This window comes from Microcoleus sp. PH2017_12_PCY_D_A, from assembly GCF_020738565.1.
In the GTDB taxonomy this organism is placed as follows: domain Bacteria; phylum Cyanobacteriota; class Cyanobacteriia; order Cyanobacteriales; family Microcoleaceae; genus Microcoleus.
In genome coordinates, this window is sequence record NZ_JAEQCI010000047.1 from 1 (window position 1) to 13,674 (window position 13,674).

General features: G+C 47.1%; 12 protein-coding genes. 5 read left to right on the forward strand and 7 right to left on the reverse strand.

The window, feature by feature from the left end; translation table 11 throughout:
• Positions 1–104 precede the first annotated feature (104 nt).
• Positions 105–368: a hypothetical protein gene (locus JGK39_RS15050; RefSeq protein WP_293128251.1), complete on the reverse strand. Its 264-nt coding sequence runs from the start codon at positions 366–368 to the stop codon at positions 105–107.
• A 275-nt stretch (positions 369–643) separates the two neighbouring features.
• The gene (locus JGK39_RS15055) at positions 644–811 is read right to left on the reverse strand and encodes a metallothionein (RefSeq protein WP_293253271.1); all 168 of its coding nucleotides are present in this window, start codon (positions 809–811) and stop codon (positions 644–646) included.
• Positions 812–953: 142 nt separating this feature from the next.
• Between JGK39_RS15055 and JGK39_RS15060 the strand changes: the two genes are divergently transcribed.
• Entirely contained in the window at positions 954–1,358 is a 405-nt protein-coding gene (locus JGK39_RS15060; RefSeq protein ID WP_293253465.1) for a metalloregulator ArsR/SmtB family transcription factor, read from the forward strand.
• Positions 1,359–1,556: 198 nt separating this feature from the next.
• Here JGK39_RS15060 and JGK39_RS33600 read toward each other — a convergent pair whose 3' ends face one another.
• From JGK39_RS33600 to JGK39_RS15075, 3 genes are all read right to left on the reverse strand, one after another.
• Positions 1,557–1,871: a heavy-metal-associated domain-containing protein gene (locus tag JGK39_RS33600; protein ID WP_366048892.1), complete on the reverse strand. Its 315-nt coding sequence runs from the start codon at positions 1,869–1,871 to the stop codon at positions 1,557–1,559.
• A 257-nt stretch (positions 1,872–2,128) separates the two neighbouring features.
• Positions 2,129–2,989, reverse strand: a complete 861-nt coding sequence (aroF, locus tag JGK39_RS15070; protein WP_293253273.1) for a 3-deoxy-7-phosphoheptulonate synthase — start codon at positions 2,987–2,989, stop codon at positions 2,129–2,131.
• 609 nt (positions 2,990–3,598) lie between these two features.
• The gene (locus tag JGK39_RS15075; RefSeq protein WP_293296704.1) at positions 3,599–4,363 is read right to left on the reverse strand and encodes a sulfotransferase domain-containing protein; all 765 of its coding nucleotides are present in this window, start codon (positions 4,361–4,363) and stop codon (positions 3,599–3,601) included.
• Positions 4,364–4,618: 255 nt separating this feature from the next.
• On the opposite strand from JGK39_RS15075, the gene JGK39_RS15080 reads away from it, so the two are divergent.
• A complete protein-coding gene (locus JGK39_RS15080; RefSeq protein WP_293296706.1) occupies positions 4,619–4,831 on the forward strand; it encodes a hypothetical protein in 213 nt (70 codons plus the stop codon).
• A 177-nt stretch (positions 4,832–5,008) separates the two neighbouring features.
• The gene (locus tag JGK39_RS15085) at positions 5,009–5,407 is read left to right on the forward strand and encodes a hypothetical protein (protein ID WP_293253282.1); all 399 of its coding nucleotides are present in this window, start codon (positions 5,009–5,011) and stop codon (positions 5,405–5,407) included.
• A 454-nt stretch (positions 5,408–5,861) separates the two neighbouring features.
• On the opposite strand, the gene JGK39_RS15090 is transcribed toward JGK39_RS15085, so the two are convergent.
• Complete coding sequence (locus JGK39_RS15090; protein ID WP_293296708.1) at positions 5,862–6,749, reverse strand: sulfotransferase; 888 nt, start codon at positions 6,747–6,749, stop codon at positions 5,862–5,864.
• Between the two features lie 27 nt (positions 6,750–6,776).
• Here JGK39_RS15090 and JGK39_RS15095 point away from each other — a divergent pair, with 27 nt between their 5' ends.
• Positions 6,777–7,112: a hypothetical protein gene (locus tag JGK39_RS15095; RefSeq protein ID WP_293296710.1), complete on the forward strand. Its 336-nt coding sequence runs from the start codon at positions 6,777–6,779 to the stop codon at positions 7,110–7,112.
• A 44-nt stretch (positions 7,113–7,156) separates the two neighbouring features.
• Here the strand turns inward: JGK39_RS15095 and JGK39_RS15100 are convergent, their stop codons facing one another.
• A complete protein-coding gene (locus tag JGK39_RS15100) occupies positions 7,157–8,080 on the reverse strand; it encodes a hypothetical protein (RefSeq protein ID WP_293296712.1) in 924 nt (307 codons plus the stop codon).
• A gap of 504 nt (positions 8,081–8,584) precedes the next feature.
• On the opposite strand from JGK39_RS15100, the gene hpsA reads away from it, so the two are divergent.
• Complete coding sequence (hpsA, locus tag JGK39_RS15105) at positions 8,585–13,654, forward strand: hormogonium polysaccharide biosynthesis protein HpsA (RefSeq protein ID WP_293296714.1); 5,070 nt, start codon at positions 8,585–8,587, stop codon at positions 13,652–13,654.
• Positions 13,655–13,674 lie beyond the last annotated feature (20 nt).

Sequence of the window (13,674 nt, forward strand, 5' to 3'; positions counted from 1 at the left end):
TTTCTCAATAAGGCAGAGGAATAAATTCCTCACTACAAACCTGATTACACTTTCTCAATAAGGCAGAGGAATAAATTCCTCACTACAAACCTTATTACACTTTCTCAATAAGGCGAATTTCCGTCATCGGTACTGGGTGGTTTTTGCCCAATTCCCAATTGCTTCTTAGACGATTTTAAGTCTTTCCAAAGCGCCTTAATATCTTTATAGGCTTTCTCGGCGCTAATTTTACCCCCAGTTTCTAGCGAGCAAATATAAGTTATTTTCTGAGCAAATTCCTGCAAATTGGCATTAAAAGCCAAGTTTTCAGGCGTAAAATCACCGTAGTAGCGACTGCGAGGATGTAAAAAATCTTCCCGCTCTTTCATTGCCCCCTCCTAATTCAACTTGTGGTTCTGTCTCTGCTATTAATAGCAGTCTTGGCACTTAGTATCGCCGCGCTAACTTACTTTTATTGTATTCCGCTGCTAACAATTGTGCTTTTTTGCTGTCTACTTCGTCTATTAAGGCAATTTTAACCTTTAATTACCCGTATTTTAACCTTGATTTAACCTAAAAGCACAAAAATTGGGAGATGCCCTGGTTGCATCTCCCTTTAGATAGACTTTACGGTTGTTTCTTAACCTGTTCTGAACCGAAATATTTATTTGCTGCACTCGCAGGCGGTGTGGCCGCAGCCGCACCCGTTGGGGTGGCCGTCAGCGCAAGCAGTGGAACAGTAGTTTTTGCCACTTTTTTCGATGGCTTCACTGAGGCTGACAACGCACAGGCAAGAAGGACAGGCGCATTTCATTTGGGTGACAGTGGTCATTTTACATTCTCTTGGTTTGTTTTGGTATACTAATATATGAGCATGTATTCAGATGTATGTCAAGGGAATGTAAAAGTTTTGTAACAAAAGGTTGGTCGATCGCGCTAATATGAAAATGAGAATTAAAATCAGCCGGGAAAAGATGTCACCGAAGTCTGCTGTTAACAAAGCGATAAGTCAGCCTGACCAACAAAACGATACACCAACTTGCGGGCGATCGCACGCAGTTAACCCAGAGCGGGCCGGGGACATCCAAACACAGATGCTCAACACCGCAAAAGCCCAGCGGATGGCAGAGTTTTTCAGTCTTTTGGGAGATGCGAACCGACTGCGGCTGCTATCTGTTTTGGCAAAACAAGAATTGTGCGTGTGCGATTTGGCCGCCGCTTTGAGTATGAGCGAATCGGCGGTATCGCACCAGTTGCGGGCGTTGCGGGCGATACGTTTGGTAAGTTACCGCAAAGTTGGCAGACAAGTTTTTTATAGTTTACTCGATCGACACGTTTTAGAACTTTACCAAGCAGTCGCCGAACACTTGGACGAATAATCTTAATTAGTCAGTTGTCATTAGTCATTAGTCATTAGTCATTAGTCATTAGTCATTGGTAATTTCTGTAGGGGCGAGTTCACCGATATCTATGATGCACATCCAGAATATGTGTAAACTCGCCCTCCCCAACCAAAGATTCAAGTCAGCAATAATCTGTAAAATAGCCCCGATCGCAAACCAGGGCTTATCCTAATATTATGCTTCGAGAACAGTGTGACCGGAAGCAACCACAGCTTGTTTAATAGACTCTTCCGAGGCTTGAGCTTCCACAGTCACAGTTTTGGCTGCTAAATCCACATCAATCTTAGCTTCGGGTTCAACAGTTTTGATGGCTTCGGTAATAGTGTCTCCGCAGCCGGAACAGACGATGGAGGGAACATGAAGTTTGAGTGCCATAATTAAGCGATATCTTGTAGATGACAGGATTGATTCTGCTTTTATTTTAATCAAATTGCGGTTGGCTCTCATAATATTTCGTAAAAGTTTAGCTGCGGGTAGAGACTTCGGCATTGCCTTTCACCGTGTCAGCCGCGCGCTTTCCGACAATCCGGCAGGGGTTTAAACCCCTGCCTCATAGCTACAGTCGGTTTTAACCGACTGTAGAGTCTGACGTTAAAAATTATACATTTTAGTCCTCTTTGAGAGGACTTTCGCTTTGAGACAGGGGTTTTCAACCCCTGTCGGACTCTTGGATTTACAGAGAACACTGGTACTAAGTTGCGTATTAATTTGACACGCTTTGGACAAAGCCTAATTCCCTACAAATATCACCTAACACTTAATACCTTTGAAGGTAAATTAGCCTCCGGTACCAACCGCCCGACGGCCACCGCCACAGGCCGCAAACTAGCAACTAAATCAATCATATCCGGCAAAGAAAGAGCTTGTCGCGCGTCAGAAACAGATTTTTCCGGTTGCGGGTGACACTCAACAATCAACCCGTCAGCACCGCAAGCAACCGCTGCTTTTGCCAGAGGTGCGACTAATTCCCGCTTGCCGGCGGCGTGAGAAGGGTCTACAATTACTGGCAAATGAGTTAACTGTTTCAGCGCCACAACCGCACCCAAATCTAAAACATTTCGCGTGTAATTGTCGAAGCTGCGGATGCCTCTTTCGCACAGAACTACATCAGGATTTCCGTGGCTGAGAATGTATTCGGCGGCCATCACAAATTCTTCAATCGTGGCTGACAAACCGCGTTTTAGTAAGACTGGTTTTCCGGCTTGACCGATCGCCTTTAGCAACTCAAAATTTTGCATATTGCGACTGCCTACTTGCAGCATATCAGCATAGGCGACAACCGGCTCGATTTGGGCGATCGACATTACCTCTGTCACCACGGGTAAACCGTAACGCCGGCTGACATCAGCTAAAATTTCCAGCCCCTCAATCCCCATCCCTTGGAAAGCATAGGGAGAAGTGCGGGGTTTGTAGACTCCCCCGCGCAAAGCCTGCACCGGTGCCACTGAGAGTTTGCTGGCGACTGTCTCCATTTGTTCGGAACTTTCGACGGTACAGGGCCCGCCGACGATTAACAATTCTGTGCCGCCGACAGAGACTGTTTCGGATAGTTTGACAATAGTTTGGTGTTCGGGATGAGATTTGGTTGCGAGTTTGGCATCTAACATGAGGGAATTCTCCTGGAAAATCGAGTGATTGGTTGACAAGAAAAAACCCGGAACCTTTAAGGAGTTCCGGGTTGGCGCGAAAAGACAGCACGACAGTTTACCCAGAACTCCTGCGGGGCCAAAAATAAAAGCCGTAGTACCAGTTACTGAATAATGTCATTGCTGTTTTCGCTTGTGCTTGATTGGTGGTTGGGACAAGAAGTAGAAAAAACAAAACCGCAGGTGTTAAGCTGCGGTTCGCCCGGATGTTCACTGTGAATTATAAATTCACTCCGGGCGAACTTGACCGTACCAAAAATAAAAATAGCTGTTGGTTGCGAACATAGGTGAAGCGATGCGATTTATTGATTAAATGCAATACTATTCGTTAAGCTAGCACATAAAAACTGGAATGTCAAGCTATTTTTAGGAATAAATTTGTAGGGGCGGGTTCACCAACAATATCTCACAAATACAAACCATCTAAATAAACCCGCCCCCTCCCCACCAATAACCTATATGAACTTTCCGTATAAGTCGATTTACCGTGTTCGTGGGGGCGGGTTTACGAGATTGTGGATTATTGACGATTCTTGTTGGTAAAACCCGCCCCTACAATTCTCGAAATGATTAGTCCCAGCCGAAGTCTCGATCGCACAATTGAGCTAATCTCTGATTGGGCGATCGATAATATGCCCTCAATTGCTCGTATACTGTCTCGCTCACGGGCGGATATTGGTTGGAATTGTATTTTTCGTAGGTTTCTAGTTGGTGCGGCGGCAAGCCTAGGAATTCTAATACACTGTTGTAGGTGCCGCAAGGATTTGCATACAAATCTTCGCTTTTGAGGATTAAAAGTTGTGATTTGGGGAATAGCTGCATCCACGCTGGAAGTTGCGAGGCGTATATACCGCGGCTTACATAGGCGTGATGCTGGTGTTCGTAACTGTAGTAATTTGGACTGGCTAGGATTTTTTCGATTTCGCCTTTGAGTCTTTCGGGTTCGTGGGCGATCGCACTTTCGAGAGACAGCGATTCGTATCCAATTTTTATGTAGTAATGATAGTGGGAAATTGCGCGCTCTACAGGGTTTCTGAGTAAGGCGATTATTTTAACTTTCGGACATAAATCGCGGATGCGCTGGGCGACTCGGGGATGAAAAATATAGTAGGGGCTGGCTTCTCCAGTTAGCAGGTGTTCGCCGCTTTGGGCTTGAGGAAATTGGGAATAATACCAGTCAGCCGTTTTGTCGAAGTTGAGGTCGAAATAATGGATTTCTTTTTGGGCGGCGGGGGCGATTTGGGGATGTTGGATCAGGTAGTTGTACAGGGATGTTGTGCCGCCTTTTTGGACGCCGATGATGATGAAATCGGGGGGTTTGGAGGGTTGTTTCATTGATTGGTGATGATATCTGGGGCTTCGGGGCGTGTCAATTTGGGCGCGGAACTGTCGATCAATATAGCTTACAGCCGAGTTGCGATCGCGCGATCGTCCAATTAACTCGGCGCGGTTGTCGTTTTTTTAGCCGATCGTGCTAGCATTACGTATATCTTGATTGCGCGCAATACGTAGTGAGTCGTTCTCGATCGCCAGATGCGAGAATGCAGATATGCGCGCAATCGAGATATGGCTAAAAAAATTCCACCTGACATGGCTGAGCTGAGCGTTTACGTAGACAAAAAGCTAAAGTTGCAATTCAAACTAGCTTGTACGGCCCAAGAAAAACCGATGAGTGAAGTCGTTGGTTTACTGATGAAGCAATGGCTAGAGATACAAGCAACCTCGCCAGAGTCTGAACCCAAGCGCGTCAAGACGGCCGCCAAAACTGAGGAAACAAATGTTGAGAGATTCAGACAACCCTGAGAAATCTTGGGAAGATTTAGAAGCTGAGCTAGCCGAAAACCCGGACAGACCTTTTTATGCCCGGAGTGACGCAGAAGCTTTTAAACGCTGCGAGAAACAAAATCGCGAAGCAACGAGACACTCGGATGTAACCGGGAGAGCCTATTACACTTGTGATGAGAAAAGAGGGAAAAACTCATGACTGAATATCGATTAACACCCGCAAAGTACCGCCACGTTCAGGTAGTGGTTTGTCTCAACCGCGTTCGATTAGACGGCTACGCTAACCCTGATGAGGCTTTGGCAAAGCTGAGCGAAATGGGTTACAGTCCCCAATTGCGCTATCAATGGAATCCAGAGCGAGATGAATTTGATTTGTATGCTCTGATTCATGATTTGCCGCTAGATGAGTCGCTAATGACTGACGAAAAGTGTCAGGAGTTTTTTAAACATTTTAAGCACAGTCAGATATATTCCATCGGCTGCGGACACGCTGACCCCGATTGGTTATTTGCTTGGGGCTTTAATGACCCGCGCCGTCATGCTACGCCGGAGGAAATTGAGCCTCTGCAAGCAAATGCTACCGCTGCTGCTTGATATTTGTGGGCGGGGATTCCGTAGGGGATAGGTTGGAGGAGGACACGGCGCCGTGCCCATTGGTGTCAGCAAACACGTCAAACGTATTGCCAATCTTCTGTCTAACGATTAAGGCTCGATCGCCCTGGCGCCCCCCTTCTTAAGGGGGGGACAAGAGCAGTACCGGTCTGCTGTCTGAGTCCACAATCATCTCGATCCCCCCTAACCCCCCTTAGGAAGGGGGGGACAAGAGCGTTTCCGGTTCCCCCCTTCTTAAGGGGGGCTAGGGGGGATCTAGACTCGGCTATAAGCGAGAGATACAAACGTAACCGGGAGCGCTTCTTTCCTAAAATCTGTAAAGAGCGCTGAAGGGCAACTACGTACCTTACCGATATGGCCTACAATCGCACAATTGAGTTAATCTCTGATTGGGCGGATCGAAATTATGTTTTCAGTGACAATTTTATGCGATTTTTCACTCCACCAGCTCATAACCAAGCTCTCTAGCTAAAGGATTTACCACGCTATTTAATAATCTCAATTCTTCGGGCGCTGCCTGACGCTTTGTACTGTATATGACTTTTTCGATAGTGGTTTTATTGAGCTTGAGTTCTAAATAATTTTCTAATTCAGTAAAATCAAAGTTTTCATTGCATAACTCTTCATATTTTATTAGCATTCCATTTACTTTATGACTGTCTGCAATGTATCCTTGAAGTAAATTTGTCCAGTGCATTCCAAACTGCTCTGGTGTGTATACAGGCTCGTTCGGCCATTTTTTGTACCAGTAAAATCCCTGAAAAGAAGCATAAGCATTATAAGGATTTCTATACAAAAATAGGAATTTTGCCTTGGGAAACAGCCATTTTAAGTAAATAGCGTGATCCATAGTCAACCTCACTTCTTTTAGCCCCCACCGCACAATTCCCCTTGCCTTTGCGGGTTTTTCAAAATGATTTACCAAGCAGGCAATATGAGATTCAAGTAAGTAATTTATGTCGGGATAAAGGTTGGCAATCCATTCACCAGCTAAGTCAGACAGTGGAGCCCGATCGCTTAAAACTTCATCAATGAACCATTCAGCAGCAGGATAGGTATCAGTAATTGATTTGAGCGGGCTAGATAAATGGTCGATTAATCCTGCGCGACCGTAGGGTTCACCCCATACGATGATAGAACCCGATGACATCACTAACCTTTGCAAAAGAGTTGACCCTGACCTCCAACCAGCAGAAAATATAAATACAGGACTGGAATCGGAATTACTTTTAATGTTCGGCCACCTGACCGAAAATGTTTTAAGGGCTTCTTCGATTGTGGGAACTTTTTTTAAGTCCTCTTCATGTTTGATTTTAAAGTCCATATTTAAAATTAGTGGCTGTTATAATTGATGTGGGTTGTTGGTTATTTAATTTTAGCGGCAATCTGCGAAAACTTCAACTCTAGTTTAAGTTTATATGCAAGTGGTATAACTCCAAATACCGAATCCGGCCGGCCTTTGATGAGTACGATCGCTCGCGCGATCGCTGTTGGCGGGCGATCGCTCTTCGGGATAGCCTTGCCGCGCGTACTTTTGGAGATCGCGGACATTCGATCGCGCCTTGGGGTTGGAGGAGGCGGGGCGGTGCCTGCGGGCGATCGCACAACAACCAAAATTCGATCGCACGATGGGGTTAGAGGAGGACACGGGACTGCCGTTTCCCTACAGATATCGCGTACAATTTAGTCCCAGCCGAAATCTCGATCGAGCAATTGATGTTTGGGAAATGTCTATTGAGCAGTTTTAAACAGTTGAGTTCTTACAAAATTAGCATACTCCTTGGCGCTCGACGTAACTAAGTGAATCCCATCATTAGTTTTCCACTCTCTTGACGGCGGTTCTGGTAGCCACTCATAGATATTTTCCGGAAAAATATCTCTCAATAATTCTCGCAGTTGCTTTTCCACGATTGTGTCCTTGACTCGTTGTTCATTAGGTACATCCATAAGAATAACTCGCACTCCTGCATTCTTTAATTGGGTAATTTTAGTTTTGATGTACTCAGACTCTTCAATGATTGCGTTCTTTACTCCTTCAGATATAGGATTTTTTTTTGTTTGTATTTGCTGTCGAATTAGCTTTTCTATTAATCCTGGATCTATCTGTTTTTGCGTGCTATTTGCTTCTTCTAAAAAACGAAAAGAAACTTTTTTTTCATTTGTAACGGCTTTGATTGATGATTGAATTATACTGCTCAATGGCTGGTATTCTTGTCTAAACATTGGAAATTGTAAACGAATAAAATAAAATAATGGTTGGTATAGGTTGCCTATAAAATCCTGGCTAGCTTTATATTTTTCACCTTTGAGAATTGTTTCGCTTAGTTCTACTAATAATATTTTGGGTTTAACCTTCTCTCTTTCAATGATTTGTAAGCCAGTTGGGCTAGACATTCCTAGAAGAGCTAGACTTACGGCTTGAGGGCTGATGTACTCTGGATCGAGCCGTGCAGTTATTGAACTTCCTACCAAAACTATTTCTCGCTCGGATTTTTGATGGTAAATGTAACGTTGAGCTTTTATCGTATTGCTCTGCGGCCCATTAATTCCATCGCTGGGTAACACAACTCCACCTAAAACTAAGGTATGATAGAGGGTTAAGAAAAAAATACAAATTAAGAAAGAAATAAAAATTGGGCGGAGTCTATTAGCCATGGAAATAAAAATTATTTACGACTATCTATATTATTTTAACAAGACTGATGCCGGAACATCGCACTTACAGGAACAAAGCCCGCCGCTGTTTAGCTTCAGTCTTGTTGACCCTCAAAAGAATCTAAGGGTGGGATCGGAATTACACGAAGAGGTAAATTAACCTGCTTTGCTGTGAGTGGGCGTTTGGGGCGGTGCGATCGCGATCGCTCTTTTTTGGCGATCGGACTCACTCTGACTCTGGGCACTGACAATATCATTGAACTAGACTAGAGTGGAGTTCCCCAGCCCAAATCCTTGCAGGGCAAATCTTTCGGGGAAAATATATCAGCGGCGAGTCCCGTTGCGGGTTTGTCGGTTTTATTTTTCACCCAAAGTACACATTTTGTGAAATTTTGCAAGGGCTGATATGGATGTTGTGGAAATTGGGAACTATGAGAATGAGCTCGTACTGTCCAGCAGTAACTACCTGCAATACTATCTCTGAAATTATTCAGGAAGGCGTCAATGTTTAAGAGCAAATTATCCAAAGTTATCGTATCGCTGCTGCGGCGGATTGCTGGTGTTACCAGATCCGGGGCCAAGCGGCTGATGAGAGCAATGCTGCAAGCCCTCATGGCTATGGGCCGCAGAGCAAAGTTGCCGGTGGCGGGGTTTGTGCTGCCGACGGTGACGATGGTGTTGCTGGTAGTGATATTGTTGACGGTGGCGATCGTCCTGCGATCGTTCGATCGGGGGAATATGGCTCGCAACGTGCGCGTCAACCAGCAGGTGCTGGCGGCCGCAACTCCCGCGCTCGATCGGGCAAAAGCAAAAATTCAGTTTCTGATGGAGACAACCCAGCAGAGGGGTACTCCTTCCGATGCAGATTTGTACCTGAAGATTGCCACCATTGACGACTATACCTTTGGGGGTGAGGAACGGCTGGTACTTAGAGCGGATCTGAACGGTGGAAGTATCGATCCCGCCGCCGATCCAACAAAACCGCCTGTCGATCCGAGCACAGGTGTGGAAAATGAAGCCATCAATACTGCTTGGAGATATCCCGTAGATACGAACAATGACGGAAAATTTGACACTTTTACTCTCTACGGCATATTCTTCCGCACCCCCTCAATAGACAAGAATCTCGGCCCTACTTTTGGCGAGTTCCTAAGACCCAGAAAGCCATTGGAAGCAAGAACGCCGCCGATGTCGGTGGGGGCAACCAATCCTCTTTGCAAGCAGGGGGGAGGTACAGTCGCTACTTTAGCCGGGGATTCAGGCTGGTACAGGCTAGACGGCAAACTTAAAAAAAGTTTCTTTGTTTATACGGTCAACGTACCGATGACACCGAGAGAAGCTGCTATCGATCCTGGTAAATATCAGGTATTCACAGGCACTCCCAGCATTTCAGCCCTGGAATATCAACAAGATCAAAGCCGCATTCCTCTCCCCAACAACGCAGTTGTTTATGAAGACGATTTAGATATATCGCCGGTGCCTCCGTTGAATCTAAACGGGCGGTTATTTACCAACAGTAATTTGCTGATATCAGGAAATCAGACTGATAACAGTATAAAACTTTATCAGGTCAGCAGCCCAGATTCTTGTTACTACGACCAAGAAAACAGCAAAGTTGTGGTAGCAGGCAATTTAGTAAATGGTATTTCGGGTAACAACACGACTAAAAAAATCGTAGACGTACACCGTTTCCAAAAAGCCAGCCTCCCTCCCAGTGGCAGAAACGGATTTATGCTGAGTAAAAAATTAGAAATTAAGACGGGAGAGGAATCATCTTCAAAGCCTAGCTTGGATGTTCTATACAACAACGAAGCCTATGCAGATCGCCTATCTTTGCTAGTAGCAGCGCAGATAGGAAACCCTGCCAGTCCCAATCCCGAAACTAACGATCCGTTGTCAGTTCAAAAGCCACAGCGACCGGACACCCAAAATCGCGAACAAGCACTGAGAGAATATTTTAAACAGCTTCTCCGGAAGGTTCCGTTTGCAGAAGTCCCGCTTAAAGAAAACGCAACAGCAGGCTACGGTCTTTCCTGGGAAACGCCGCCCGGAACCCCACCCATTCAAGGCACTCCAGACAATCTAAGACCAGTAGACGCATGGAGCATTCCCAGTGATGCCAACACCAAAATCACCCTAAATATTAATAAGCTAGAAGCAACAAACCCCGCAACAAAACCTGAGGAAGAAACTTTTCTGGGCGATCGCATTGTGGTAGGCAACAACTTGCCAGCCCTCAGATGGGACGGCACCGAGTTGACTAAGAAGCCGGAAACAGTACCCGCGAAGTGGAATGCGAGCGACCCCGGCACTACGCGCGAGCGATCGCCCCAAGTGACCAAGCTCGCTGACGTGGGAGCGACAGAACGCGGCGGTTTCTGGGAAGGAGAAGCAGCGAGAAACCCGAGAAATCCCTTGGACGGCAATGGCGGCTTGCGCGTAATTACTGGTGCAGGGGTTTACGAGCGCACAAATTCTTTCCTACCGCCCCCGAGTTGGGTAGATCCTGCAACTGGTTCCACTGTAACAGGGGACACGGCTACTTACAACGATCCGGCAACTCCCGAGACTGAAACGTTCCCCGTCGTCTGGCCGGACTCGATGCCGATGTCGCCACTGGGACCAGGGTCTCAAGTTTACAACAATCGTCTTCCAGGCGCTTATAGTCCGGCAAACTGGGTTCCCTTCCCCGGAACTGTGCCAGCCACACCAGCGCCTCCTTATCCTCCCGGAGGACTACCGTCGGAGGGGCTGCCAGTAGTAGCAGTATCAGGCTCTATCGACCCTAATACTCCCCTGTACGCTAAGGGCGATTTGCGAATGCGGGCGACAGTAGTTTACCACTATGCTGACGATGCCCGGGCGCCGGGAACTTTTAATGACAAACCCCTGGCCTGCGTCAGCAGCTATTACGACCCCAGCACTTCTTCCACGGCAAGAAATTTAAGTACACTTCCAACAGATTTCAGCGGCGATCCTACGCTAGGGGTTCGCGGTACTCAGATTGGCTCCAATAACGGTATCACCTACGGCCCCCCACCAGCGAGACCGGGCGGAATAGCAACAGTCGATCCTGCTACTGGGTTGTTGAGCGGTAGTGGCAATCCGAAGTTGGACAGGCAAGCTAATTTAGTTTTCCCTGACGGTCGTTTTGTCAATAAACCTTTGAGAGATGCTCTTCAGGCCGATCCCACTCCGAGTCCGGGACGAGAATTAGCACGAAAAGCTGCCATTGACTCTACTCTTTGCGCTCTGGGCATTCTTGATGGTACGATCGGCCGTGGTGGACCAATTCCCGACGGGGCGATCAAAGAAGTAGCATTTTTAAACGGCAGAGAAGTCAAGGCGATCGACCGCGATGACTGGAACACCAACGTTAACGAAGCCTTTACGCTGAGCAGCCCCACCACAGGTGCCCAAGCTGCAAATTTAACAGGGAACTACAATCTGCCTTTAGAAGAACGGCAACCCCTAGAAATTCGCGCCACTCGGATAGACCTAGATGTACTGCGAAAAACTCCATTTGGAACGGGCGAGTTTTTACTGCCAAACAGCGGAATTATCTATGCCAGTCGCGACGACGCGCTGCCCGATCGCAGTGCTCGCCCCGCTCTTGTTACAGGTGGCATAAATGAAGATAGAAGTGCAACACTCAGTCCCACAGATTCCCTGCTAGATCCTACTCGCAAGCCCAACGGAATTTTACTTGTTAATGGTTCAGAGCTAGGCAGAGTTCCCACCGCCACTACAGTGGCAGGCGTAGTTAAGGAAAAGGGGCTAACATTGGCCTCTAATTTGCCCGTTTACATCCAAGGGGAGTTTAACCGTCACACTGGTGAAGAATTTCAAGAAAAATTATTTACGAGCACAGGGAGCGATTTTAGTAGGTTTTACGATCGCAAAAACCTCAATGGGAACTTTGCTTGTCGCCCAAACGACCCGAGATTAGGTGGTAAGTGTACAACAGGCGACACTTGGCGTGCCGCAAACATACTATCAGATTCAGTCAACCTGCTTTCAGCAAATTACCGTTTTGGATTCCGCAACGAGGGAGATTTCGATCTGAGAAATAATGCCGGTGCTGCTGCTGTAATGCCTCGCAAACAACAAGGATTTTACAGCAACAACTTTGTCACGAACGGACTTTCCAGCGGGGCATTCACAGCAGCTACGGACCGCACTTTAGTCAACACAGGAGGCACGCAGCTTACAGACAACAACTACATCAAAAATAGCAATAATCCTGTTAACAGTTCTTACTTCAACAATTTCGTCACTCCAGTGCAGCGGCGCGGGACTTTCCCAGAGTATTTAATGGAGGTTTGTAACAAAATCCCTGTTTCAGCGTGTGAGGATAAGGACTGGTATGTAAATCCATCAACTCCTAAAAGGGCAGATATTACCATTACCCAGGCAGAATATACAGCCGGAGCCGGGACAACTGTTGTTCCCCCGGCACCAGAACTGCAACGCTTCCCTCGCCGTGTTGCTTTTAAGAGAACCGATCCTAATAACGGTACACCTGATGTAACACTGGTTACGCCAAATACTCCTATAGCATTAGGGATTAGTGGCACAACAGTTATTGACGGAGCTGGCATTCCAAAAGCTAATTCCCTGTGGTTTGCGACAACCGCTGCGTATCCCGCTACTGCAGTGACTTACGGCTCAGATAATCTTCCCTATGTGTTTAACCAGGCTCGGAAGGACGGGGGCGGTGCAGAACTGCCGCAATTGGCCAGAGACTCAGCACCCGTATACCCACTATCACCACCCCCAGGAACCTTAGCTCAAGGCTCGCAGCCGCTACTAATGCCGGTATTGCAGATCCAAACCGTGACAGTGGCGCCAACATCGGCTGCTTCATCGACCAGCTTGCCACCAGGTGGGGATATCGTGAAGAATACCGCGTGGCTGCCACTAGCCAGACAGACAACATTTAATATGGTTGCAGGCTCGAACGATACTCCTTCACGAGCGATGGGAAATGGCTTCGGCGACTTTAACGGCGGCTTGCAAAACTTGCCCAGATTCGTGGAAAACTGGTATGACGGCACAGCGGAAATTGCCGCAAACATCCAGGGTTCATTTATCCAGTTCAACCGGAGTGCCTACAGCACCGCGCCCTATCAGCCGATTATCAATCCGAATGCACCGCAGCAAACAAATTTAGAGCTGAAGTTGCGGAGTCTTTTCGATGCACCTCCACCTACTGCGTTGACTCCTCTGAACCCACCTGCGCCACTCCCAGCCCCTGTGACTTACAATGGCGGCGCTCCAGAAGTTTTGTACAGAACTGATAACTCCAGCGTTCCGGGGAAAGGTGGTCGCACTCCGTTCTTCAGCCCTCCTACTCGGAATTGGGGTTTTGATGTGGGATTGCTATCTCAGCCGGCCGACTTGTTTACCCAAAAGTTCACGACTCCTCCCTCAACACCAACTCCGAACGAGTATTTCCGGGAAGTAGCTCGGGATGATGAGTGGGTAAAAACTTTAATGTGTGCTGAACTTGCTGCATCTCCAGGGACGCGAGCTCTTAGTGGTTCTAATCTCCCGACAGGCGGCTGTTCTTAAGAATCTAACTTTCTGCCACG